This is a genomic window from Paraburkholderia sp. PREW-6R (assembly GCF_039621805.1).
Classification (GTDB): Bacteria; Pseudomonadota; Gammaproteobacteria; order Burkholderiales; family Burkholderiaceae; genus Paraburkholderia.
The window spans coordinates 513,698-536,934 of record NZ_CP155075.1; the positions used below are offsets into that span (position 1 = coordinate 513,698).

The following is a 23,237-nucleotide window of genomic DNA, read 5'->3' on the forward strand; positions in this document are numbered from 1 at the left end:
AACCGCAAGGCAGTCAGCTTCTGCCTTGGCGATGAAGATCACGACGTATAACTCGAACCCTTGAGCGGCAGGAGCGGACGCTCGATGCGGCAAAAGCTCCGCCGATCATTGCAACGGAGCTGGCCCGTGAAAGTACGCAAAAACGGGTGGCGACACACATTTACTTCGTTTTGGTGACGAAATTACTTTGTTCTACGTTTGCTGAAGGTTCCGGCCTGTGTCACCTGCAACAACTGTCGACTGGCGGCTCTACAGGTTGATGAACCGGAGGGTTGCGATCAGCAGTCTGCTGTACTGGTGGATGCTGCCTGACCATGGTCCGTCGCCGCCGAGCCAAGCACGGCCCAGCCTGCGTGTGCTGTCGCCGGTCGTCACGATGACGCCGCAGATTGTCGTCGGCGCCATCATCACGTTCTCGCAGCACGACCTCTACCCGGTGTTCACGCTGTGCGGGCGCGCGTTCACATCGCTACCCGCGTCGCTCGATCAAAGCCTCGGCGGACTCGTCATGTGGTTGCCCGCCGGCGTGCATGAAGCGATCGGCGCGATAATGGCATTGCGCCATCTGATGCGGCGGTCGGCACGGCCAGGGCATCAACCGAAGCCGCATCGGCCGGCAGGACGACGCACGCCGGCCGCGGCGAACCGCGTCAGCGCGGCTGCGGCAAAAACGCCCGAGCCAGCGACACCCACCACGCAACGCCCGGTTTGAGCAACGCATCGTTGAAGTCGTAGTTCGGGCTGTGCAGCGGAATCGCGCAGCCGCAGTTACCGTACTCCGAGCCATCGCCGTTGCCGATGAACACGTAGCAGCCGGGCTTGTGCTGCAGGTAGAACGCGAAGTCCTCCGAGGGCATCTGCGGAGCGACGTTCTCGTCCACGTTATCCTCGCCGAACACCTTTTTCAGCACGTTCCCCGCGAACGTGGTGGATTCGCGATCGTTCACGAGCGGCGGATACATGCGCCGGAATTCGAACTTTACCCGCACGTCGAACGCGGCGGCCACCCCTTGCGCGATTTCGCGCATGCGCCGCTCGATCAGATCGAGCACGTCCACGCTGAAGGTGCGCACCGTGCCGCTCAGGCTCGCGTGTCCGGGAATCACGTTGACGGTGCAGCCCGCGTGGATCTCGGTAATCGACAGCACAGCGGCGTCGTTCGGATTGATGTTGCGCGACACGATGGTCTGCCATGCCTGCGCGAGCGTGGTGGCGGCCATCACCGGGTCCACGCTGCGATGCGGCTGTGCCGCGTGCGAACCAAAGCCGGACAGTTCCGCCTTGAACGTGTTGCTCGACGCCATGATCGCGTCGGGCCGCAACGCAAATGCGCCGGCTGCGATGCCTGGCCAGTTGTGCGCGCCGAACACGGCATCCATCGGGCAGCGTTCGAAGAGACCGTCTTCGATCATCAGGCGCGCACCGGCGCCGCCCTCCTCAGCCGGCTGGAAAATGAAGTTGATGGTGCCATCGAACTCACGATGCGCCGCGAGGTAGCGCGCGGCGCCCAGCAGCATCGCAGTATGGCCGTCGTGCCCGCACGCGTGCATGCGGCCGGGAAAACGCGACGCATGTGCGAAGCGGTTCTGCTCCTGCATCGGCAACGCGTCCATGTCGGCGCGCAGGCCGATCGAACGCCTGCACGTGCCGTTGCGCAGCACACCGACGAGGCCGTGGCCGCCGATGTCGCGCACGACGTCAATGCCCCACTCGGCGAGTCGTGCGGCCACATAGTCGGCCGTCTGTTCCTCTTCGTGGCGCAGCTCCGGATGAGCGTGCAGATGGCGGCGGATCTTGATGAGTTCGTCTTCGATAGCGGCGAGACGCGGGTCATTCAGCATGGTCATTCGGTCAAGGCAACAGGTGCCTGTGGTTGGGAGGAAGTGTGCGTGCGCGGCGACAGCACGACCGGAATGCAGCTCACGAGCGCGGCAGCGGCCAGGTAGTAGCCGATCACGAGCTTGTCGCCCGTCACAGCGATGAGGCTCGTCACCAGCAGCGGCGTCAGACCGCCAAAAATCGTCACGCCGGTCGCATACGAGAAGCCGACGCCGGTCGCGCGAAACTGCACCGGGAAGAAGCTCGCCAGCATGTTCGACGCGCAGGCCGCATAGCAGGCGAGCAGGATCGAGATGACCATCTGCACCGCGATCAGCGTGAAGCGGTTGGGATGCTGGGCCAGGAACCAGAACAGCGGATACGCGGCCACAGCGGTGGCGAGCGCGCCGACGAGCATCGGCTTGCGCACGCCGATACGGTCGGACAGCGCGCCGATCAGCGGGCACGCGATCACCATCGTGATGCCGTAGCCGAGCTGGCCGAGATAGCTGTCGAAGAGGCTCAGATGCAACTCGCGCACCGCGTAGGTGGTGAAATAGTTCGACACGTACGTGGCAATCGTCCAGAAGACCAGGATGCCGATGCCGCCGAGCAGACGCCAGCGATACAGCACGAGTTGCGGCCACAGGTCGGCCTTGCGTTGCAGGCTCGCGCGTTCGAAGGCGGCCGTCTCCGGAATCGAACGGCGCACGTACCAGCCGACCGGCCCGATCAGCAGACCGAACACGAATGCTAGACGCCATGCGCCGCCCGTGATCTGCGCGTCGGTGAACAGATGCGTCAGCATGAGTCCGACGAGACCCGCGAGCATCGCGCCGCCGCCTTGCGACATCTGCTGGAACGACGAAGCGAAACCCTTGCGCGATTCGGGCGCGTTCTCCACCAGCAGTGCAACCGCACCACCGATCTCGCCGCCCGCGGAAAAGCCTTGCAACAGACGACCGCACGCGACGATCACTGGTGCCGCGATACCGATCGCCGCGTACGGCGGACACACGGCTGGCACGAGCGTCCCCGCTGCCATCAGCAGCAGCGTGAGACTGAGCGCGCGTCGCCGGCCGGCGCGATCCGCGTAAAGGCCGAGCACCAGCGCGCCGAGCGGACGCGCGACGAAGCCGACTGCGAACGTGATGAACGTCAGCAGCAGCGACACGAATTCGGAGTGGGTGGCGAAGAAAGTGCGGGAGATGGGAACAGCGAAGATGCCGTAGGCGATGAAGTCGTAGATCTCGAGCAGGTTGCCGATCGATGCGGCCGCAAAGGTCTTGACGCCGGTTGCGGCGGATTCGCGTGGTGATGGTGGGATTCGTCGCATGGGGGTCGTTCGCGTATCGTTGGAATGTTTGTCAACTTAACGCCAGCCACATGCTCTTTCGGCATACTGTTTAAAAATAGCGCCGATACCTTTTTGGCATAGCACCCTGAAAACCCTTGCGGCGCAAGGCTTCCAGCGTCCCCTCGAACGAGGCCCAGCGGGTTAGCCCGTCTGGCTCACGCACTTTTGGCATGCGAGACTCTGCGCATCGTCACGCCCAAGTGCGCCTATGGATATCCGACACATACGCTATTTTCTTGCCGTCGCCGATTCGGGCAGCGTGGCTGCTGCGGCGCGGCAGCTTCATATCGTACAGCCCGCATTGAGCCGGCAGATTCGCGATCTGGAAGAAGAACTCGGCGCACCGCTTTTTTCGCGCAGCGCCAAAGGTGTCGAACTCACTGCCGCCGGCGAACAGTTTGCGCTGGATGCGCGCAGACTGCTGATCGATTTCCAGTCGGCGCGGCAGCGTGCATTGCGAGTCGCGCAGGGCAGTGCGGGCGCACTGCGGCTCGGGGTGTCGCCCACCTATAGCTGGCATCCGGCGATCCTGTCGCAGATCAACCGCTTCCGGCAGGCGCAGCCTGACATCTCGCTGCGTGTCGAGCCGCTGCTGGCGACGAAGCAGTTGACCGCGCTCGCGGAAGGCAAGCTCGATGGCGGATTTCTCGGCTGGCGCGACGTGCGCGACTCGCGGTTCGACGCGATCACGGTGCTGCGTTGCGGGCTGCTTATCGCAATGCCGAAGCGGGCATCAGCGACGATGAAGGTTCCTGAGCGGCTCGCCGATCTCGCACCGCTGCCCTGCGTGTGGTTCGATCGCGATACCGCGCCGACCTATTACGACTTCCTGATCCGCCAGTGTCAGCTGGCGGGGTTCTCGCCGAACATCGTGCAGCTCGGCGGCGACACGACGACGATTCTCGGGCTCGTGGCCGCGGGCCTCGGCTATTCGATCGTGCCGGACACCGCGCTGCATAGCTGCCCGCCCGGCACGCAGCTGATTCAGCATCCCGAACTGACCTTGACCTACCCGCTGGAATTCGTCTGGCGCCGCGATCACATGAACGGGCCGCTTGCCAAGTTCATGCGTGATATGGAGGCGCGCGTGCCGTTCGACCCGAACGCGAAGTGGACCGACGATGTACCGTCGAAGACCGACGCGGTAAAGTGATGCCGCGTGTTGGCTAAAGGTTCGAACCACCAAGACAAAGGAGGCACAAGGTTTCCCCGGTATCGAGAAAGCGCTGTGCTGAAAAAGCGGCGCCGCGCAGCCGGCGCCGCACCCTCTGCGCGGCCTTGAAACGTGTGAAGCCGGCTCCCCGTTCGGTGACCCGTGCCGACAGAATTTGTGACGGATGGCCAGGTGCACGGCGCTCTGACGGTCGCTCGTGGAAGCGGTCGGGCAGGTCAGCGACGCCACTGCGTTTTCGTTCTTCGAGTCACGACCCGACGCCTTCTGATACACGCCGGACAGATAGATGTCCGTGCGCTTCGGCAGGAAGTAGTCGGCACCGAGTTCGCCCTGGTAGTACTTCGCGCCTGGATTCCTCGTGCCGTTCGTTTCGGCGACTTCGCTGCCGTGCATGTAGTTGAATCCCGCGCCCAGGAACAGTGCAGGCGTGAGCTGATACTTGAAGCTGAATTCCGCGTTGTTGAAGGCGGCGGAACTGCCGCGCTGATAGACCGACGTGCCGTTCGCACCGAGATTGCCGAAGCGGATGTTCGAATACGTGGCGCCGAGCGTTGCTGCGCCGATCGCGTACGTGCCGCCTCCCGCGATCACCTGATACGTATTTGCGGACGTATAGCCTGCGCACACCAGCGTCGAGACAGTCGCGGCCGTCGTGGTGGAGGTGCTGTTGCCGAACAGGCCGCCTGCTTTCGTCGGCGTGCGCGCGTCAGGTAACCGAGGCCATGGTTGACCGGACCATGGTTTTAGCCCCCGCCGAACGACACGATCTGGTTCTGCGTGAAGTTGCCCGCCACGCCGCCGAGGCTGTACGTACCGCCAAACGTCGGGCCGTTGAAGTTCGGGCTCGTGTACTTGATGGTGTTGTCGGTGCGGTACAAGTTATTGAAGTCGTCGACGTCACTCGCGTGCGCCGCGATGGTGCCGCCTCATACGTCGGTCACGCTCAGGATGCCGACGTAATCCACCACCGAGTGCCGGGTTGCATGCCATCGCCCACCTTGAGCGCCTGCGTAGCGGACATGAGCTCCTGTGGGAAGGCTGGCCGCCTTGTACATAATTAGGTATCCATATGAATAGAGCCGGGAGACAACATATGAAGATCAATTTTTGCGAGTATTACCTAAAAACTTGGCGACCTATACCTCAACGGTATAGCCCTGACCCTCAAGTTCACGTGGGTGAGGGTCGTAAATCGCCTTAATCACGCCACGGTCGCAACTACTCGAAAACATGATGCGCGGGCAGTGACGTTATCCTTATTTACTCTATGCCCGAGGTCAGAATGATCCGTTCTTTGCGTAGCAGGATGCTCATCATCGTGTTGGCGACCGTGACCGGATCGCTGCTGCTATCCGGTGGCGTCACCTATGCGATCGTCCGCAGCAGCACCCTCGATGCCATCGGCGCGAATCTCAGCGCGATCGCGAACAGCAACACCACCACTATCGTCCAGTGGGTCGCGTCGAAGAAGCGCGCGGTACTGGAAACCGCGGCACTCGTCGAGCACGGCGATCCGCAGGGGTTCGTGAAGCACATGGCGGCCGCCGATGGCTTCGAAGTCGCAACCGTCGGTTGGCCAGACCGCACGTTCTATTCGAATCATGCTACGCCGCCCGGCTACGATCCCACTACCCGCCCGTGGTACCTCGGGCCGATGAAGTCCGGCGAGCTGATCGTGACGAAGCCGTATCCCGATGCGGGTACGCACATACCCTATGTCGCGTTCGCCGCGCCGATCCGCCGCGACGGCGCGAGCCAGGGCGCGGTGAGCGGCGCGGTCACGCTCGACGGCATTCGCGACGTGGTGAATGCCGTGCATCCCACGCCGTCCAGCCTCGCATTCGTCGTCGCGAAGGACGGGATCGTGATTGCCCACCCGGACAACGCGCTGACGCTCAAGCCATCGACCAGCATCGCTCCGGCGCTGAACGCCGACGTGCTCGTCCATCTGGTAAACGCGAGCGAACCCTATGCGCTGGATATCGGCGGCGCGCGCAAGCTCCTGAAGGTGCAGCCGGTGAAAGGCACCGACTGGTATCTCGTCATCGCACTGGATGAGCGCGAGGCGACGGTCGGTCTGGGCGAGATGCTGCACGCGATGCTGCTGACCACCGTCGCGCTGACGCTGCTCGCGCTCGCCATTGCGGCCTGGCCCACGGCGACCGCCTTCCGCCGTCTCGCACAGGTGCGCGACGCGATGAATGAAGTGGGTAGCGGCGCGGGCGACCTCACGTGTCGGTTGCCGGTGCATGGGCGTGACGAAGTCGCGCAGATCGCGGAGTCGTTTAACCGCTTCGTCGACACCCTGGGCGTGCTGCTCGCGCGGGTTCGCTCCAGCGCTGACGCGATGCAGTGCGCGACCGCCGAAATTGAAACCGGCAACCGCGACCTGTCGCAACGCACCGAGCGCTCGGCCGCGAGCCTGCAGGAAACGTCGGCGGCGCTCACTCAGCTGACCGCGAGCATCGGCAAGTCGGTGGATGCGTCGAAGCAGGCGAGCCAGCTCGCCGCATCGACGAGCGAGATGGCCATGGGCGGCGGCACCGCGATGACGGCCGTCGTCGCGACGATGGAACAGATCTCGCGTTCATCCAGTTCGATCACGGAGATCATCGGCGTGATTGACAGCATCGCGTTCCAGACCAATATCCTCGCGCTAAACGCCGCCGTCGAAGCCGCTCGCGCCGGCGAGCATGGCCGTGGCTTCGCTGTCGTCGCCTCCGAAGTGCGCAGCCTTGCGCAACGCAGCGCGACGGCGGCGCGCGAGATCAAGCAGCTGATCGAGACCGCGTCGAGCAACGTGCAGGCCGGCGCGCACAGCGTGCGCAGCGCCGGCACGACGATCGACTCGATCGTCTCCGCGATTGGCCGCGTCAGCCAGATCATCTTCGAGATCGAAGGGGCGATGAGCGAGCAGAGCATCGGCATTGCGCAGATCGACCGCAGCGTGGCCGACATGGACAGTGCGACACAGCAGAATGCCGCACTCGTCGAGCAGTCGGCCGCGGCAGCATCGCTGCTGAACGATCAGGCGGAGGAGCTGGTAGGCGTGGTGGGCGTGTTCCGGCTTGGCGACCACCATGCGGGGGCGGGGGGATAGGTCGTGGCTTAGGTGGTGGCTCAGGGATGGTCTGCATAAATTCTATTCTGAATGCCAGCTCATGGAAGCTGTGCAACACGCTGCCCAGGAAAAGCTCGATGTCTCCACTGACCCAGTCAATGCACGCCGTACCACCATTCCTCCCTGTCGGCAATACGCGGCACGATCAAACACGATGGCCAGGCTCCCGCGACTGTTCACCGGTCTGATTTCGAAAGCCGGCAGCCCAAACCAAGGTTTGTTGCAATCTGCCAAACATAGACGCGGGAGTAGTGAACCCCAAATCGCCTGCCGATAAGCTCACGTAACCGTGCATTTGTCCAGGCATCACTGGAAAAACACTCTCTCGCGCGGAGCCGGAAAGGGCGCTTTCAATCCATGCCAGTGCCTCTTCGTCCAGAATGGAGGAACGACCGCCCACACTCATCTTGCTTAGTGCGTCCAGGCCGCCATTGGCGACAATGGCTTTGTATCGTCTCACGGTGTCGGTAGAAAGATGCAACGTCTCAGCAACATCGCAAACGGACGCACCGTCGACCAGCATTTGGCCCGCAGCCATTCTTCGTGCGACGCTAGGCAGCTCTTCGATGGGCCAGACTACAATGGAAAAGCAGGTGGTGTCAGGTAGAGGCCAAAATCACCGGCAACACACAAAAGCTGGGGGGATTCGTCACCTGGCTCGACAACTTCGACTTCTGGTTCAATATCGTAACGCCGTGACGGCATGCGGGTCCCTTCAAGGGAGAAGGGATCATGTGTGCCATCTGCGAATTCAAGGTTGAGTTCAACGTAAGCCATCCGCACGCGTTGACCGTAGCGGTCAACACTCGCGCGGCTATCGACGCGGCGCAGCTGCTGGAGCACACCTTTGACGGTGCGCTCGGACAGGCAAAAGCGCGGGCGTCAGCCATCAATGTGTTGAACGAACTGCAAACGCGCATCGAGCAAAGATTGACAAAAGAGGAGTTTGCCGCATTACCCGACTTCTATGTCCTACTAATAGAAAGCGGGACGTGGGGCTGCTTCCACGCAACGACGAACGGCTTCGATCCAGAGATTGTGCCGGATGTGCCCGAGGTCAATTCAGATGACCCAGCACAACGCGACATCGCGGCAATCGCCTCCGAGGCCGCGATCTGTGCGTTGCTGGACGGGAGCATGGCATTCGAGCGGGCATCCTCGGCAGGATTGATTGTCGTGGATGCTCTTCCAGCGGAAAACGCAGGCGTGCTGGCTGCGATAGCGGGGGCGAGTGGGATTGGTAGTCCAATCGTCCCGCGGGAATACGGTCCGATTGAAGGGCTTGGCGCTGGCATTCTGATTTGACCATGCGGAAGACGATTCGCTGAGTCCGTTTGGCGCGTATGCGGACAAAGTTAGCGGCAAGACTGACCTGGGCCTTCTAATTCTCAGGTCGCCCTATGTGCGTCTCTACCGTACCAATCCGGGTGTTCCATCTTGTTCCGTCGAGACTCCTGTCTAAGCGGAAGGCATTACTCGCTCATCCCGGATGTCCCCGTCTGGATCGAAACGGACATCCGGGCGGCAGGAACTACCTTCAGACGAAATTCTGTTTATGGCCGGACACGGTCTGATACTGAACGAGTTTATTTCGCGCACACTACGACAAGGCCTAACCAGCAATCTCGTGCAGCCCCACCCTCTGCTACGCGCCTATTTCGGCGGCGCCCAATCGTCGACACCGTTGCTGACGAAGATCGCCTTAACCGTGCCGTCTGCTTCGAGCTTCGCCAACGAGCGATTTATTTTCTCAAGGAGTTGATCATTTCCCTTTCGCACCGCAATGCCGATCTGAGGTTTCGGTGACTGCGACCGGTAGGAGCTTACAATTCGCAGATTTGCGAGTCGACCGTGTTTCGAGGCGTATATCGTGTCAGGGCCGGACGTTACAGCTGCCTTGATCTCGCCCGCAACGACCGCCGACCACACTTCTTCCAGTGTGTCATAGACCTTGATCTTCGAGAAACCGCTAACGCGTTGCAAGAGCGCAAGTTGAATGCTTCCCTTCTGTGCGCCCACCGGGAAATTTTTAAGGTCTGCCAGACCTGCATAGGCCGTCGTGTCGCTCGCCAGGACGACGACCACTTCCGCTGGCGCGTCGTAAACCGGGTTGCTGAAATCGACCTGTTGAGCGCGGGCGGGCGTGATCGCCATATTAGTGGCGATTACGTCGATCTTGCCGCTAGCCAGCGCCGGGATGAGGTCGCCAAATACCATCACCTGATACTGGACCGGCAGGTCAGCATCTTTGGCGATGGCGTTTGTCAGATCGACGAAGACCCCCGAAAGCGAGTTCGAGTTCCTGTCGTGGAAAACCCAAGGCGGCACGTCCTGACCTGCGACCTTGAGTAGTTTTTGCTCTGGGGAAAGTGGAGAACAACCTATCGCGCCCAACGAGACGACCGTCGCGATCATGATTTCGCTGAACTTGCTCATGTTGCCCTCTCGTGATCGCAGCCGCCGTGCCAGCACTAGAAGTCTCATGATTCGCCAGACGACGATTGATCCCTTGGAGTATGTCTCAAGCGCCCGTTTCAAGCAGGCCACAATACTGGCAAATCTAGCCGGGCAGTGGAGGCGCGATCTGCTGAGCACGGTCGTGGGAAGAGGTCAAACTGCTCCATTTACGGAGCAAGAATCGCGCAGTTCGTCTGCTACCTTGGGCCAGCGCTCACCAGAAACAGCGACTTAGCAGTCTTCGTGCAGACTCACCGTACATGGAACTAGCGAACAGAGGGCAGGACTGTGGCCGGAGAGAGGTCGAGTTCTCTCGCGTAAGCGTCCAGATACTGTCCTATGTGGGCCTTCAACGTTTCGACGAATCGCTTAATTTTCGCGTCAACGAACTGGCGCGACGGATAGACGGCGTAAACGTTCCGAACGTGTGCGTGGTATTGCGGCAGGACGCGAACGAGCGCGCCGCGGCGCAGGTCATCCATTGCTGAGAATGCTGCGAGGAGACCGATTCCTGCGCCATCCCGAAGCGCTTGTGACATCGAGTCCATATCGTTGAGGCTCAAATGCGGTCCGGCGGGGCGGAAGGTAGCGTCGCCAGCAGTGCTCTCAAGATGCCACTCGTCGGGTGCGTAATCGACTGTCCCGAGCAACACGCATTGGTGTTCGATAAGGTCTTCCGGACACGTCGGTGCTGGATGGGCCGCCAGATACTCGGGTGATGCTGCGAGGATGCAGTGGCTGGTGCCAATGTTCTGGCTGACGTAGGCGGAGTCGGGCAGCGTTCGAGTAATCACGATACCGACGTCAAGTTGTTCTTCCAGCAGATTCGGCATGCGCTGGGACAGCAGAAGGTCGACCGAGACCTCCGGATACGAGCCCCGGTACGCCATAACGGCCCGAGTTACCAGAGTGCGCCCAAGCCCGGGCACCGAGTGGACGCGCAACGTGCCGCGTGGCTCGAGCAGGGCGTCACGAGCCTCAGCTTCGGCGTGCTCCACGTCGGTCAAGATGGCGACACACCGGTCGTAGAACCGCCGTCCCGCATCGGTGATGACAAGGCGGCGCGTCGACCGCTGCATGAGCCTCGTGTCCAGCGCCTCTTCAAGCACTGACACCGCGCGTGAGATGTTTCCGACCGTGGTGTTGAGATGGTTAGCAACCGAAGTGAAGCTGCCCATTTCAACAACTTTTACAAAAATCGACATGTTGTATAGCTTATCCATCCAACCAGTCCCATTCGTCTGATTTCATCGTATCGGCGCCGCGTGGCTTACGTGCCATGAAGCATGGGCGTCCGGCCGTGATAGGCGAGTGCCGCCTTGCATGTCGCTAAGCATAACCGCGCGGAGCGGGCGGATTTTCCCTCTCACGGAAAGAATCATTCCATCTGCCCTGGCTAAATCCGTTCGGGCTTCCCGCCTAGACTGGGTTCCGCAGACAGGCACTCATTGACAGCCACAAGTCAAAGCGCCCCCTCCAGTCTCGCTGGACCTGACTACGTTGGGAGAAGCTCAATTATGTGGCCAGGCCCGAGTGCGAATTCATTTCGGATTGCCCACTTTATGAGGCTGGAAACATGAACGGTCACTACGACTCCCTCTATCTTTTCATCAACGGCGAATGGATTGCTGCCGGCGAACGCGAAACTGCTCCGGTCGTCAATCCCGCTACGTTACAGGAGTTGGGCCGCGTGCCGCTTGCAACGGCGGCTGACCTCGACCAGGCACTGCGGACGGCAAAGCATGCGTTCGACGTCTGGCGCAACACGGTGCCGGCAGAGCGCGCGCGTATTCTTAAAGGCGGCGCCAACCTGATTCGCGAGCGCGCCGCTCACATCGCCGAACTGCTAACGCTTGAGGAGGGCAAACCTCTTGCCGAGAGCCGTGATGAAGTGCTGCGTGCTGCCGAGTATTTCGAATGGTTCGCGGAAGAAGCCCGTCGCATCGACGGTCGCGTTGTCCCGTCGAATCGCCCTGGCGTGCAACAACTGGTGAAGAAGCAGGCTATCGGGCCGGTCGCGGCCTTCACGCCGTGGAATTTCCCGGCCATCACGCCGGCTCGCAAGCTCTCGGCGGCACTGGCTGCGGGCTGCAGCGTCATCATCAAGCCCGGCGAGGAAAGCCCGGCAACGGCACTCGCGCTTGCCCGCGCACTCGACGATGCAGGTTTGCCCAAGGGCGTGCTGCAGGTCGTCTTTGGCGTGCCCGATGAGGTGTCGAAGACGCTAATTGCGTCGCCGATTATCCGCAAGGTGACGTTCACCGGCTCCGTTCCCATCGGCCGGCTGCTCGCCGCGCGTGCCGCCGAAGGCGTCAAGCCGATTACGCTCGAACTTGGTGGACACGGCCCCGTGCTGGTGTTCAAGGACGCGGACGTCGCACGGGCTGCCGTCGAAGGCGCGGCGAACCGCTTCCGTGGCACCGGCCAGATCTGCATCTCGTCGACACGCTTCCTGATTCAGCGCGAGGTCTATCACGAGTTCGTTGGCCACTTCGTGTCCGCTACGCAGGCGCTCAAGGTGGGCGATGGCATGCAACCCGGCACGCAGGTCGGCCCGCTCGCGAACCCGCGCCAGATTGCCAAGATGGAAGAACTTGTCGGAGATGCGGTGGCGCGCGGCGCAAAGGTGCTGACTGGCGGAAAGCGCGTCGCGGGCGACGGCTACTTCTTCGAACCGACCGTGCTCGCCGACGTGCCAATGGACGCCCGCGTAATGCACGAAGAGCCTTTCGGTCCCATCGCAGTGCTGATGCGTTTCGACGAACTGGAAGACGGTCTCGCTGAAGCGAACCGTCTGCCGTACGGCCTCTCGGCCTATGCGTTCACGAATAACGCGCGCACCGCTATCGACGTTGGCGACGGGCTGGAAGCCGGCATGATTGGCATCAACCAGTACCGCATCGTGTCGACCAAGCTTCCGTTCGGTGGCCTCAAGGAAAGTGGAATCGGCTCCGAAGGTGGTGCCGAAGGCATCGAGTTCTATCTCACCAACAAATTCATCAGCCAGATCTGAGGAGCGCCCAATCATGTCAAAAGCCAATTTCGAGAGCCCGCGCGAAGCCGCGCGTGCGTTCACGCCGAAGCTCGCTGCACTCGTCGACGACGTGCTGTTTCCACAGGTCTGGGGTGACGCTGCGTTGTCACCGCGTGACAGAAGTCTCGTGACCATCGCCGCCCTGATTGTTGGGGGGCATCACGACGAACTCCCCGCGCATCTGCGGCGTGCCGTGAGCAACGGCGTTACGCGCGAAGAGCTTGCGGCAACCATTACCCACCTCGCGTTCTACGCAGGTTTTCCGGCCGCTATCTCGGCTTCCGCCGTCGCGCAATCGACGCTCGACGATGTACAGGCATAACAGGACACGCGACCATGAAAGCAATCACCTTCAACGAATTCGGCGATGCCGACGTTCTCAAACTCACCGACGTTCCCGACCCGGAACTGCGTCCCGACGACCTGCTGGTCCGTGTCCACGCGGCAGGCGTGAACCGCGCTGACCTCACGCACCGACGCGGCGGTTACGGTCGGCCGAATTTTGGCGACTCAACCATTATGGGGCTGGAAATCGCGGGCGAGGTGCTAGAAGTCGGCGCATCGGTCGAAGGCTACAAGGTTGGCGACCGCGTGATGGGTGTGGTCGGTGGTGGCGCATACGCCGAAATGGCCCGCATCGATTGGCGCATGGCGATGCCGATTCCTGAGCAGCTCGATTACGTGCACGCAGCGGCCATCCCCGAAGTGTTCGTCACGGCTCACGAAGCGATGATGCATCTCGGACGGCTCAAGCAGGGTGATTCAGTTCTCATTCATGCGGCGGCTGGCGGTGTGGGCTCTGCTGCGGTCCAGCTCGCATACGCAACCGGCGCGACCGTGTTTGCGACCGCCGAGGCGACGAAGCTCGAACGCGTTGTTCAACTGGGCGCCGACCATGTCATCGATTACCGGACTCAGGATTTTGCGGCTGTCGTAGCCCAGAAGACCGGTGGCAGAGGCGTCGATGTCGTAATTGATTTCGTGGGCGAGCCCTATTTCGCGCGCAATATCGCTTCGCTCGCGCATGGCGGCCGTTTGGTTCAGGTCGGGATTCTGGGAGGGGGTGGCCAGGTGAGTGTTGACTTGGAGACCATTCTCTACCGCCACATCCAGATCATCGGCACGGTCATGAAGTCGCGCGCCCAAGCCGAAAAGCACGCCATGGTGCAACGTTTCCGTGAACATTGGCTCAACCGCTTCTCCGGTGGCAGGCGCCTCGAGCCCGTTGTCGACAGTACGTTTCCTCTAGCGCTTGCTGCCGATGCCCACCGACGTATGGAATCGGCGGGGAATGTGGGGAAAATCATCCTGACGACGATTTGAGCGGCAGCGACAGGCTGTCGGTTACGCTCCGACCGAGTGGCTGAAACTTGTCGAGTTTCAGCCGCCTATCTGCAGCCTGTTGAGTGTCTCATCTTGGCCGAACAGGGCCGACGGAAACGTCGCGGAACGCTGATCACGGCAGATACGGAAGGCATAGATCGACACACTGCGGCCGGGCGACGTCGGAGTACACTTCCCGGCCAACAGGGACAACGCTCTCGAATCAGGCATCTCGATCTGTTGCCTTGAGCAACGCAAGGGTTTCGCAAAAGCCCGGATAACAGGCGCATGATCGGAGATCGAAAACGCGCCGGCTACGCAGCCTCACCATTGTTGTAGCTCGGCCGCAAGCCGACGCGATCATCCATGCGCTAACACGCCAGTCCTGCGGTCTTCATTGCGTCTCATCGGTCCACGTATAGGTCGGTAGCTTACCTAACGGTGGGGCTCCGATCTGCAACGTTACGTCGCGCATCGACGTTAACTCGATGTTGCGCAGATCGCCCATGTAGCGCCGGGAGTCGCCATTGTCGTTTATATACGCGACCACATTACCCACGACACCCGCAACATTGGTGCTGCTAAGCGGTTGCCCCCAGATATCAAAGAAATCGCCCAAGGTATACTGCTTGATGGCAGGCGACTCCATATGAATGATGCCAGTCTGATCGTGCGTATGCATCTCATAGGTGCACTGGGACAATATTCCCACATTCATCGGCATCGCAAGCCATTGTCCGTTATTGATAATCGCCAGATGCGCGTGAACGTGATAGATCGCGCTCATGTTAGCTGCACAGGCCAAACCGTCTACGTCAGCCCCTTTCCCGCCTGCCGACGTGTTGCCATTCGACCAATACGGGGTGCCGACTGTGCCGCCGTACGTAAGCGTCGTCGCGTTCGCATCGAACGGCGGCGGGTCAGTCCAGGTGTAGCTTGGGATTAGCGTCAACGGAGAACCGACCGTTATGGTCACTTCTCCATGCGGCGGAAGCACCAGGGCGGCAGGGTCGCCCTGATATTGTGAAAGCACGCCACCTTCGTTGACGTAGACGGCCACGCGTCCTCCCGTCAGACCGGCTACGTTGGACGTACTCAGCGGCTGGCCCCAGATTGCAAAGAACTGACCCAACGTATAAGAAGCGCCGGAAGTTGCATCCATGCGAATCTTGCCGCTGGCGTCGACTGTATGCAACGAATACGCGCAGCCGGTCTGAGCGGTCATGGTCGGTTCAACGGTGCCGATATTAGCCGGCAACGCAAGCAAGCGGCCGTTCTGATAGATCGACAGGTGCGTGTATGTATAGACACTTCCGCGTGTCACACAATTAAGGCCGCTCACGGGTTGGCCAGTCCCACCAGTGGATGTAGATCCCGAGGCCCAGTTGGAATCGCCGAGGGTGGTGCCGTCAGCTACGATGGACGCGGAGGCCAATCGCGGTGTCGTAGCACCCGCATCCGATGCTCCCGAAGAAGGCGCGGGGGCGGTCGCGCCTGCACCGTTTGCACCTGTGTTTCCGGGATTTGAAGCGCTCCCGCCGCCACCACCGCCGCAACCCGCGAGAGAAAGAACAATACCGAAAGCGATGATTGATGCGCCCAGCCGATGCGACATTAGGTGCTCCGTTGCATAAGATTGGTTGAACGAGGCGGCGATGCCGGCAACATTCGCAAATGAATCAGACGCTGATGAAATCAGATGCCTACACGGGCACTAAGTGAATGCTCTTGCTCACTGTGTAAGTGCCGCGTCCTGTGAAGAGGTGCCTCAGCGTAGCAGATGCATCCGGGGCAAGAATGTAACAAACACCTACGATTCGCGACTTTCTGTTGGCGCGTTTGGCTGAGTCTATTGAAGTGCGGGAAGAAACGTTTCGAGCGACATAGTATTCAAATTATTTATCGCAGCTTGAACGGATCCGTGAGACGAACGCCCGTTTCTTCGACCTCCAGTTTTCGGCTATGCACATTCGGCTCGCTGGCGGACACGGCGTCTGCTATCCGGACCAACATGTGACTGGCGAGAGATCTTGAAAAATGACGAAAACGAAAGGGGCAATCGATGCCGTTGCGCTGGCGTTGACATCGGCAGCGCATGCGCAAGGCAGCGTGACGCTGTACGGCATCATTGATGCCGGCATCACTTATACCCAACAGCCAGGGCGGTCAAAGCAATGCGCAGACTGTGAGCGGGATCAATCAGGGAAATCGCTGAGGTCTGCGCGGAACGGGAGATCTCGGTAGTGGATTCAATACAGTTCTCGTATTAGAAAGTGGCTTCACCAGCTTCAATGGCACGTCTCAGCAAGGCGGACGTGGAGTCTGACAAAGTGATAGCCCCATGGAACAACCCAAGAGCCACGAGATTAACCCGGTCCGTCGGAGGCGTGAGAGGATGGCGCCTCCTGCTGAGTATCGACCAGCATTTTCGAGAATGCCTCCGCCGCCGGAGACAAGGTCTTGTGTTTCAGGCGAACGACCGCAATCATGCGACGGAACTCCGGTTTCATGATGGGCCTGACCATCAAAGCTGGGTCAGAGCGCGAATTGAAGCCGCTCGTCGGCAGTAGTGCGACGCCCAGTCCCGCCTGCACCAATCCAACTGCCGTCGACATATAACTCGCCTCGCAGGCTGGAACCGCGACGCGCCCCTCGGACGCGAACGCGAGATCAACGATACGACGCGCGTTGCTGCCGGGCGCCATCAGTATCAGATCATGTCGCGCAAGCTCTTCCACGTCGATTGTCGGAGCCTCGTGGATGGGATGGCCCTTTGAGTAAACTGCACACATCTGCTCCTTGAGCAGCGGGACGCCTTCGAGGTCGTTATCGCCAGGCATGATATCGGTGATGCCGAACTCCACATCGCCCGATTTGACCAGCGCAATCACGCGACTTCCCAACGCATCCTGCAAGGCGAACGTCACCCCTGGGTAGAGCTTGCGAAAATTGGCAATCTTTTGGGGTAGGTACGAAGACGCGACGGACGGAAGACATCCCACGCGAACTATTCCCGTGCGTACGTCTCGCAGATCCTGTGCCGTGCCAACCACTGTATCAAGTTGCTGCAGCATCGCCGACAGTGGAGCAACCAGCTCGTGACCGCTCGTAGTCAGCCGGAGCCGACGGGTCGTGCGGTCGAACAGCTTCAGCGCAAGCGCGTCCTCCAGCTGCTTTATCTGCATTGTCACTGCGGGCTGGGTGCGGTGCAACGCTTCCGCAGCCAACGTGAAGCTGCCATAACGGCTCACCGCGATAAAAGCGCGCATCTGCGCCAGCGTAACGTTCATGACGACTCCATCCCATATACGTTAAATAACATTACCTTATAAATAGTGACGACAAAAGCAATTTGTCTTATGTGACTCAAATGGGTACTGTTTGATCTCGGCGAGAAGAGTCACGGGATATTTATGAAACGCACAACGCTGCGCGAGATCGCGCATTGCCGTTCTGGCGAAAAAGGTAACGATTCAAACGTTTCAGTGATCGCATACCGATCCGAGGACTACCCGTTGCTGGTTGAGGCACTGACAGTCGAGGCCGTCACCCGCCTCTACGGTCCGATTACCAAAGGGACAATCACCCGGTATCTGGTGCCGCGCGTCGGTGGTATGAACTTCGTACTGCGCGACGTACTGGAAGGCGGCCGCTCCCGCACCCTGGCATTCGAAGAGTCGGGCAAAGCCCTGTCGTCATTGATGCTGACGATGCCACTCGACGTTCCGGATTCATTCGTCGAGCGTTCGGCGGACGTTTTTCACAAAAATCGACAGGCAAAGCAGCAGGAGACGCAATGAAAACCATCCGATTGGGCTCGGCGACAGGCTGGGCGCGTGACCGGTTTGAGCCAGCGCAACAACTGCTGATGCACGGCAATATCAACTACCTGTGCTTTGACTCGATGTCGGAAGTCACGATGAGCGCGGCGCAGGTGCAAATGATGGAAAGTCCACACGGCCCCCCCCCGTACGATCCCTATCTCGAACCCCGCCTCGCGCCGCTCCTCGCGGACTGCAAGGCTCGCGGCGTGAAAATCGTCACTAACCAGGGCTGGCTTGATCCTGTGGCGGCTGCCGACAAGGTACTGGAGATCGCCCGCTCTCAGGGCATCACTGATCTTAAAGTCGCTGCCGTCGTCGGGGGCATCATCGTTAACCGCGTCGCAGACATGGGACTCGACTTCGTCGAGACTCGGAGCGCGATAGCGGAGCGCCGCATGGACATAGTGTCCGCAGAGGTGTACCTCGGTGCCGAAGGCATCGTCGAAGCGCTACGACAAGGTGCCGACGTCGTCATTACAACGCGCGTCGCTGACGCTTGCGTGTATCTCGGCCCGCTCGCCTATGAGTTCGGCTGGGATTTCGATGATCATCACAGTATCGCAAAAGGCATGATCATCGGCCATCTGCTCGAATGTGGCTGTCAGGTGAGCGGTGGTTACTTCGCCGACCCGGGCTACAAGGATGTCCCCGATCTCCACAACGTCGGCAATCCAATTGTCGAGGTAACGCCGGAGCGCGTGGTGATCAGCAAACTGCCGAACACCGGCGGTGTGGTAACAGAGGCCACCTGCGCCGAACAGCTGCTTTACGAGGTTCAGGATCCGGCCAGTTATCTGTGCCCAGATGTGATCGCGGACTTGACGCGCGTGAGCTTCAGGCAGATCGGCAAGGACCAGGTTGAAGTTTTCTTCGATGAAGCGGGTCGTCCGAAGACGCCTACCCTTAAGGCATTGGTGGGGCTGCGCGAAGGATTCATGACCGAAGAGATGGTGCTGTTTGCTGGTCCCGGCGCGCTTGCTCGCGCAGAACTGACCAAGGATGTCCTGCGAAAACGCTTCGAAATGGTTGCGCTCAACGCTGTTGAGATCCGTATGGACTATATCGGACTGAACGGCGTACATCGCGAGTCGTCACCGTCGCCATCAGAAGAACCTTATGAGATCGTGCTGCGAATCGCGCTGAAGACCGCTACACGCGCGGAAGCGGACAAGTTGCGCCGAGAGGTCGATCCGCTCGCCGTCAACGGCACGTCGGGCACCGGGAAATGGGCTACCAGTTCGCCGGGATCACGCGTGAGACCGGTCGTCGGTCTGTATTCCGCGCTTGTTCCACGCGAAGCGATTCCAGTTGAACTGTTCATGCGCTCGATTGGCGGCGACTCGACCCGTACGCCGATCGTGCCAGCAGTTGCGAGTGTTGTTGATGCCGCCTGACGCCGTACCGCGCTTCGTTCTGCCGCAGGGCGCGTGCGATACCCATGCGCACGTGATTGCTGCAAGTGGGTATCCACTCGATCCGGGCCGACTCTATGATCCAGAGCCCGCCTCGGAGGCCGCCTATCTGTCGATGCTGGACCGGTTCGGTTTCACGTATGGCGTGCTGGTACAAGTGAGCGTCTACGGGACGGATAACCGCTTTCTCATCGACGTCCTGCAACGGCATCCGAAACGTCTGCGCGGCGTCGCCGTCGTTGATCCAGAGATCGACGATAAGACGCTTGCCAGATTGCGAAAGGTGGGAGTGCGAGGTGTCCGGGTTAACGCGTTATACGGCGGTGCCACTCGGCTGGCAGCATTGTCCACGCTGGCTGCCCGGGTCGCAGAATTCGGCTTGCACATTCAACTTTACGCTGACGGCGAGACGTTACAACGGCACAGTGAAATGTTAAGCGGGCTGCCATGTCCGCTTGTCCTTGATCATATTGGCCACTCGCAGGCGAGCGAAGGAATTGACGACGCAGGGTTTCAGACTGTGTTGCGACTTGCCGCAATGCCGCACGTCTGGGTGAAGCTGTCGGGTGCGAACCGGCTTGGAACACCACCGGGATTCAGCGACACGATCGATTTCGCGCGTGCGCTCGTTGACGTATCGCCCGACAGACTGGTGTGGGGCTCCGACTGGCCGCACGTCGCCTGCGACCCGGTGAGGACAGACGATCTTTTCGACCTGTTGCCGCAATGGGTACCTAACGCAGGCGCGCGTGACAGGATTCTTGTCACTAACCCAGCACGTCTGTATGGCTTTGAGCCGGTGTTAACTGAAGGCCAGGTTGCCGGGTGAACCGCTGATCGAAAAATAATGCCCACACGACAAACGGGCTTAAGACACTATCAAGGAGACGACGATGAGACTTTTGAGCAAGGGAGGCTTCGCGTCAGCGGAGGAATATGCGGTTTACAGCAAGATAGCAGCGCGGCTGCTGCCTTATCTCCTTCTTCTATACATCGTCGCTTTTCTCGACCGCATCAACGTGTCATTCGCGAAGTTGAGCATGGCTGCAGACATTGGCTTGAGCGACACGGCGTACGGGCTCGGGGCAGGTATCTTCTTTATCGCATTCTGTATCTTCGAAATACCGAGCAATCTTCTGCTGCAACGCTTTGGGGCACGCTTCTGGATCGCGCGGATCATGGTGACGTGGGGCCTGATTTGCGCCGCGATGGCCTGGATCTCGACGCCAATGCATTTCTACATATTGCGGTTCATGCTTGGCTTTGCCGAAGCAGGTTTTTATCCAGGCATCATCCTGTACCTGACCTACTGGTTTCCGTCGCGACTGCGCGGGCAGGCAACTGCAGTGTTCGTAGTTGGAATCGCGCTTGCAGGTGTAATCGGTGCACCGGCGTGTGGCTGGATCATGTCGCATATGCAAACCTTCTCATTGTTTCGAGACTGGCAATGGTTGTTTTTGCTAACTGGCATGCCTGCGATCCTGCTTGGCGTGAGCACGTACTTTTATCTGCAGGATTCGCCACAGGACGCACACTGGCTTAACGATGCCGAGAAGCGTTTTGTCACGGAAGACCTTGCCCGCGACCCGGCCAATCACCGGGAGCATCACCGTCTTTCCGACGCATTCAGCAACCTGTGGGTGTGGGTTCTGGCCTTAATTAACTTTACGATTGTCATCTCCCTCTACGGTGTGTCGTTCTGGCTTCCTCAGATCGTAAAAAATCTTGGCGTGGACAACACTTTCTATAACGGCTTGCTCGTTGCGATCCCATCATTGTTGGCGGCAATTACGATGGTGCTGGTGGCAAGGCACTCGGACCGAACCTTGGAGCGTCGCTGGCACGTAGTTGGTTGCGCAATCGTGGCAACGATAGGACTGCTGCTCGCAGCGATTTATCCGGGCCAAGCTTATGTATCGCTCTTCGGACTGTCGCTTGCAATGATGGGGGTGCTGAGCGGATTTTCGATGCTTTGGACAGTCCCACCATTGCTCTTGTCGGGCACGGCAATCGCTGCAGGCATCGCGTTGATCACCACAGTTGGAAATTTTGGCGGCTATGCAGGTCCTTATCTTGTCGGCTATGTCAAGCAGGTCACTGGACATCTCGAATACGCGCTGTACTGTCTTGCCGCACTTTCGCTACTCGGGGCGATTGCCACCGCATTGCTTCCGGTTCTCCGACAGCCGGAAACTGCATCACGCGAATGGGTGACAGCACCTTCGCGGCAATGATAACGATTCAGTCGGATCGTAAATTTCCCCGCCACGCGCGGCTTTGGAAAACATGAGCCAAACACAGAAGCGGGCAAGCTTCCCGGTTGGACAATGCTGGTCTCGCTGCTAGGGTGCGCGATTGCCCTTGTGGTTCTGTTGGCGAGCCGACACTTCGGCCTGTCGTGGTGGATCGACGTGGCTGTCTCGATCGCAGTTGCGGTTTGTCGCGTCTTTCTGGATGGCCAGCGTGCGAGCTGATTGAAAGACTCTATGACAATTCATCTCACTGACCACTGATCATTGAACAGTATGTTCGGCTTGCGTGCGGGGCACCGGCTTTTGCTTCTGGTTGCACAATACACGCTTCGATTATTCGTGTGGCGTCCCGTCATGGCAATCAAAAACCTTCTCAGAAGGCTCGACCTCACCACGCTGCAACTCTTCCTTGCTGTCTACGAAGAAGGCACGCTCACGCGTGCCGCCGAGCGCGAGGCGATTGCGGTGTCCGCCGCGAGCAAACGTCTGCTTGAACTCGAACAGGCGGTGAATGCCACGCTGTTCCAGCGCAATGCGCGCGGCATGACGCTCACGGCCGCGGGCGAAACGCTGCTGCACCATGCACGGCGCGTGATGCGCGACATCGAGAACATCGGCATCGAACTCGCGGACCACGCGAGCGGCGTGCTCGGCTACGTGCGGATGATGGCGAATCTGTCCGCGATCGTGGAGTTTCTGCCCGAAGATCTGCGCGGTTTCCAGCTCGAACACGAGCGTGTGAAGCTCGACCTCGAAGAGCGGCCAAGCGCCGCCGTGGTGCAAGGTGTGGACGACAGCCTCGCCGATCTGGGCATCTGTTCCGCCGACGCCGACACGCACGATCTGCAGGTGACGCATTACCGGCACGATTCGCTGGTTCTCGTGATGCGCGACGATCATGCACTCGCGGCACGCAAAAGCGTGGCCTTCGCGGAGACGCTCGACGGCGATCACGTCGGCCTGCACGCGGCCAGCTCGATCAACGCGCGCACGCATCTCGCCGCGCGTCAGGCCGGCAAGCCGTTGCGACTGCGCATCCACGTGCCGGGCTTCGACGCCGTCTGCCGGATGGTGCAGGCGGGGATGGGTGTGGGCGTATTGCCGCACAAGGTGTTTCAACTGATGGGCGTGCCGCTCGGCCAGATCGGCACGCGGCTCGAAGACGACTGGGCCGAACGCAGTCTGGTGCTCGTTGTACGCGACGTCGAGGCGTTGTCGCCCGTCAGCCGTCTGCTGTTCGACCATTTGCGAACGGTCGAGGCGGCGCAGGATCAGCAGAAGTCGTTGGCCAATCCGCCGCCAGAGCAAAGTTCACTGCCCCAGACTGCCGCTTCGCTGCGCCGCCCAGCGCGCTAGCGGCCTCGTCGACCGTTCGCCGTCCGCGAACGGTCGTTGCCGAAATGCGGTTGGACGCCGCCCACGCGCCGCTCCTAAGCTGTCTCCCATTACGGAACCCGCTTTGGAG

Annotated in this window: 22 protein-coding genes; 14 read left to right on the forward strand and 8 right to left on the reverse strand. The window is 60.3% G+C overall.

From position 1 onward, the window contains the following. Positions 1-259 precede the first annotated feature (259 nt). Positions 260-712, forward strand: coding sequence for a cytochrome c oxidase assembly protein (locus AAGS40_RS26885; protein ID WP_345817556.1), 453 nt, complete (start codon positions 260-262; stop codon positions 710-712). Here the strand turns inward: AAGS40_RS26885 and AAGS40_RS26890 are convergent. Together AAGS40_RS26890 and AAGS40_RS26895 are read right to left on the reverse strand one after the other, a co-directional pair. Next, on the reverse strand, positions 651-1,841 hold the full coding sequence (locus AAGS40_RS26890; RefSeq protein ID WP_345817557.1) for a M20 aminoacylase family protein: 1,191 nt from the start codon (positions 1,839-1,841) through the stop codon (positions 651-653). The genes AAGS40_RS26885 and AAGS40_RS26890 overlap by 62 nt on opposite strands. A gap of 2 nt (positions 1,842-1,843) precedes the next feature. Continuing rightward, positions 1,844-3,154, reverse strand: coding sequence for an MFS transporter (locus AAGS40_RS26895; protein WP_345817558.1), 1,311 nt, complete (start codon positions 3,152-3,154; stop codon positions 1,844-1,846). Positions 3,155-3,383: 229 nt separating this feature from the next. On the opposite strand from AAGS40_RS26895, the gene AAGS40_RS26900 reads away from it, so the two are divergent. Then, entirely contained in the window at positions 3,384-4,328 is a 945-nt protein-coding gene (locus AAGS40_RS26900; RefSeq protein WP_345817559.1) for a LysR family transcriptional regulator, read from the forward strand. A gap of 764 nt (positions 4,329-5,092) precedes the next feature. On the opposite strand, the gene AAGS40_RS26905 is transcribed toward AAGS40_RS26900, so the two are convergent. Next, a complete protein-coding gene (locus AAGS40_RS26905; RefSeq protein WP_345817560.1) occupies positions 5,093-5,227 on the reverse strand; it encodes a hypothetical protein in 135 nt (44 codons plus the stop codon). A 404-nt stretch (positions 5,228-5,631) separates the two neighbouring features. Here AAGS40_RS26905 and AAGS40_RS26910 point away from each other — a divergent pair, with 404 nt between their 5' ends. After that, positions 5,632-7,449 (forward strand): methyl-accepting chemotaxis protein, encoded by a 1,818-nt coding sequence (locus AAGS40_RS26910; RefSeq protein WP_345817561.1) that lies wholly within the window; start codon positions 5,632-5,634, stop codon positions 7,447-7,449. A 166-nt stretch (positions 7,450-7,615) separates the two neighbouring features. Here the strand turns inward: AAGS40_RS26910 and AAGS40_RS26915 are convergent, their stop codons facing one another. After that, positions 7,616-7,993, reverse strand: coding sequence for a hypothetical protein (locus AAGS40_RS26915; protein ID WP_345817562.1), 378 nt, complete (start codon positions 7,991-7,993; stop codon positions 7,616-7,618). A gap of 113 nt (positions 7,994-8,106) precedes the next feature. On the opposite strand from AAGS40_RS26915, the gene AAGS40_RS26920 reads away from it, so the two are divergent. Both AAGS40_RS26920 and AAGS40_RS26925 read left to right on the forward strand, forming a co-directional pair. After that, positions 8,107-8,169 carry a hypothetical protein gene (locus tag AAGS40_RS26920; protein ID WP_345817602.1) on the forward strand — a complete coding sequence of 21 codons (63 nt, stop codon included), beginning with the start codon at positions 8,107-8,109 and terminating at the stop codon, positions 8,167-8,169. 33 nt (positions 8,170-8,202) lie between these two features. After that, on the forward strand, positions 8,203-8,775 hold the full coding sequence (locus tag AAGS40_RS26925) for a hypothetical protein (protein ID WP_345817563.1): 573 nt from the start codon (positions 8,203-8,205) through the stop codon (positions 8,773-8,775). 348 nt (positions 8,776-9,123) lie between these two features. Here AAGS40_RS26925 and AAGS40_RS26930 read toward each other — a convergent pair whose 3' ends face one another. Next, positions 9,124-9,906, reverse strand: coding sequence for an ABC transporter substrate-binding protein (locus AAGS40_RS26930; RefSeq protein WP_345817564.1), 783 nt, complete (start codon positions 9,904-9,906; stop codon positions 9,124-9,126). Between the two features lie 287 nt (positions 9,907-10,193). Further along, on the reverse strand, positions 10,194-11,150 hold the full coding sequence (locus AAGS40_RS26935) for a LysR family transcriptional regulator (RefSeq protein WP_345817565.1): 957 nt from the start codon (positions 11,148-11,150) through the stop codon (positions 10,194-10,196). Positions 11,151-11,503: 353 nt separating this feature from the next. Between AAGS40_RS26935 and AAGS40_RS26940 the strand changes: the two genes are divergently transcribed. Genes AAGS40_RS26940 through AAGS40_RS26950 form a run of 3 tightly spaced genes read left to right on the forward strand, consistent with a single transcriptional unit; the run spans position 11,504 to position 14,284 of the window. Then, positions 11,504-12,940: an NAD-dependent succinate-semialdehyde dehydrogenase gene (locus tag AAGS40_RS26940; RefSeq protein WP_345817566.1), complete on the forward strand. Its 1,437-nt coding sequence runs from the start codon at positions 11,504-11,506 to the stop codon at positions 12,938-12,940. Positions 12,941-12,953: 13 nt separating this feature from the next. Further along, the gene (locus AAGS40_RS26945; protein WP_345817567.1) at positions 12,954-13,283 is read left to right on the forward strand and encodes a carboxymuconolactone decarboxylase family protein; all 330 of its coding nucleotides are present in this window, start codon (positions 12,954-12,956) and stop codon (positions 13,281-13,283) included. A gap of 14 nt (positions 13,284-13,297) precedes the next feature. Further along, the gene (locus tag AAGS40_RS26950; protein ID WP_345817568.1) at positions 13,298-14,284 is read left to right on the forward strand and encodes an NAD(P)H-quinone oxidoreductase; all 987 of its coding nucleotides are present in this window, start codon (positions 13,298-13,300) and stop codon (positions 14,282-14,284) included. Between the two features lie 394 nt (positions 14,285-14,678). Here the strand turns inward: AAGS40_RS26950 and AAGS40_RS26955 are convergent, their stop codons facing one another. Next, on the reverse strand, positions 14,679-15,899 hold the full coding sequence (locus tag AAGS40_RS26955; protein ID WP_345817569.1) for a hypothetical protein: 1,221 nt from the start codon (positions 15,897-15,899) through the stop codon (positions 14,679-14,681). 422 nt (positions 15,900-16,321) lie between these two features. Between AAGS40_RS26955 and AAGS40_RS26960 the strand changes: the two genes are divergently transcribed. After that, on the forward strand, positions 16,322-16,528 hold the full coding sequence (locus tag AAGS40_RS26960) for a porin (protein WP_345817570.1): 207 nt from the start codon (positions 16,322-16,324) through the stop codon (positions 16,526-16,528). A 122-nt stretch (positions 16,529-16,650) separates the two neighbouring features. On the opposite strand, the gene AAGS40_RS26965 is transcribed toward AAGS40_RS26960, so the two are convergent. Next, entirely contained in the window at positions 16,651-17,574 is a 924-nt protein-coding gene (locus AAGS40_RS26965) for a LysR family transcriptional regulator (RefSeq protein ID WP_345817571.1), read from the reverse strand. Positions 17,575-17,697: 123 nt separating this feature from the next. Between AAGS40_RS26965 and AAGS40_RS26970 the strand changes: the two genes are divergently transcribed. From AAGS40_RS26970 to AAGS40_RS26990, 5 genes are all read left to right on the forward strand, one after another. After that, a complete protein-coding gene (locus tag AAGS40_RS26970; RefSeq protein WP_345817572.1) occupies positions 17,698-18,084 on the forward strand; it encodes a hypothetical protein in 387 nt (128 codons plus the stop codon). Beyond that, complete coding sequence (locus tag AAGS40_RS26975) at positions 18,081-19,502, forward strand: acyclic terpene utilization AtuA family protein (protein ID WP_345817573.1); 1,422 nt, start codon at positions 18,081-18,083, stop codon at positions 19,500-19,502. The genes AAGS40_RS26970 and AAGS40_RS26975 overlap by 4 nt, the downstream gene beginning before the upstream one ends. Continuing rightward, positions 19,492-20,349 (forward strand): amidohydrolase family protein, encoded by an 858-nt coding sequence (locus tag AAGS40_RS26980; protein WP_345817603.1) that lies wholly within the window; start codon positions 19,492-19,494, stop codon positions 20,347-20,349. The genes AAGS40_RS26975 and AAGS40_RS26980 overlap by 11 nt, the downstream gene beginning before the upstream one ends. Positions 20,350-20,413: 64 nt before the next feature. Then, a complete protein-coding gene (locus AAGS40_RS26985; protein WP_345817574.1) occupies positions 20,414-21,754 on the forward strand; it encodes an MFS transporter in 1,341 nt (446 codons plus the stop codon). Between the two features lie 372 nt (positions 21,755-22,126). Next, on the forward strand, positions 22,127-23,128 hold the full coding sequence (locus AAGS40_RS26990; RefSeq protein WP_345817575.1) for a LysR family transcriptional regulator: 1,002 nt from the start codon (positions 22,127-22,129) through the stop codon (positions 23,126-23,128). Positions 23,129-23,237 lie beyond the last annotated feature (109 nt).

Bases quoted from the DNA above. Each gene is read 5' to 3' on its own strand.
- AAGS40_RS26900 (WP_345817559.1), top strand. From the start codon at position 3,384: ATGGATATCCGACACATACGCTATTTTCTTGCCGTCGCCGATTCGGGC.
- AAGS40_RS26960 (WP_345817570.1), top strand. From the start codon at position 16,322: ATGACGAAAACGAAAGGGGCAATCGATGCCGTTGCGCTGGCGTTGACA.
- AAGS40_RS26890 (WP_345817557.1), bottom strand. From the start codon at position 1,841: ATGCTGAATGACCCGCGTCTCGCCGCTATCGAAGACGAACTCATCAAG.
- AAGS40_RS26915 (WP_345817562.1), bottom strand. From the start codon at position 7,993: ATGCTGGTCGACGGTGCGTCCGTTTGCGATGTTGCTGAGACGTTGCAT.
- AAGS40_RS26950 (WP_345817568.1), top strand. From the start codon at position 13,298: ATGAAAGCAATCACCTTCAACGAATTCGGCGATGCCGACGTTCTCAAA.
- AAGS40_RS26990 (WP_345817575.1), top strand. From the start codon at position 22,127: ATGGCAATCAAAAACCTTCTCAGAAGGCTCGACCTCACCACGCTGCAA.
- AAGS40_RS26885 (WP_345817556.1), top strand. From the start codon at position 260: ATGAACCGGAGGGTTGCGATCAGCAGTCTGCTGTACTGGTGGATGCTG.
- AAGS40_RS26945 (WP_345817567.1), top strand. From the start codon at position 12,954: ATGTCAAAAGCCAATTTCGAGAGCCCGCGCGAAGCCGCGCGTGCGTTC.
- AAGS40_RS26930 (WP_345817564.1), bottom strand. From the start codon at position 9,906: ATGAGCAAGTTCAGCGAAATCATGATCGCGACGGTCGTCTCGTTGGGC.
- AAGS40_RS26985 (WP_345817574.1), top strand. From the start codon at position 20,414: ATGAGACTTTTGAGCAAGGGAGGCTTCGCGTCAGCGGAGGAATATGCG.
- AAGS40_RS26940 (WP_345817566.1), top strand. From the start codon at position 11,504: ATGAACGGTCACTACGACTCCCTCTATCTTTTCATCAACGGCGAATGG.
- AAGS40_RS26910 (WP_345817561.1), top strand. From the start codon at position 5,632: ATGATCCGTTCTTTGCGTAGCAGGATGCTCATCATCGTGTTGGCGACC.
- AAGS40_RS26925 (WP_345817563.1), top strand. From the start codon at position 8,203: ATGTGTGCCATCTGCGAATTCAAGGTTGAGTTCAACGTAAGCCATCCG.
- AAGS40_RS26970 (WP_345817572.1), top strand. From the start codon at position 17,698: ATGAAACGCACAACGCTGCGCGAGATCGCGCATTGCCGTTCTGGCGAA.
- AAGS40_RS26935 (WP_345817565.1), bottom strand. From the start codon at position 11,150: ATGGATAAGCTATACAACATGTCGATTTTTGTAAAAGTTGTTGAAATG.
- AAGS40_RS26955 (WP_345817569.1), bottom strand. From the start codon at position 15,899: ATGTCGCATCGGCTGGGCGCATCAATCATCGCTTTCGGTATTGTTCTT.
- AAGS40_RS26895 (WP_345817558.1), bottom strand. From the start codon at position 3,154: ATGCGACGAATCCCACCATCACCACGCGAATCCGCCGCAACCGGCGTC.
- AAGS40_RS26975 (WP_345817573.1), top strand. From the start codon at position 18,081: ATGAAAACCATCCGATTGGGCTCGGCGACAGGCTGGGCGCGTGACCGG.
- AAGS40_RS26980 (WP_345817603.1), top strand. From the start codon at position 19,492: ATGCCGCCTGACGCCGTACCGCGCTTCGTTCTGCCGCAGGGCGCGTGC.
- AAGS40_RS26965 (WP_345817571.1), bottom strand. From the start codon at position 17,574: ATGAACGTTACGCTGGCGCAGATGCGCGCTTTTATCGCGGTGAGCCGT.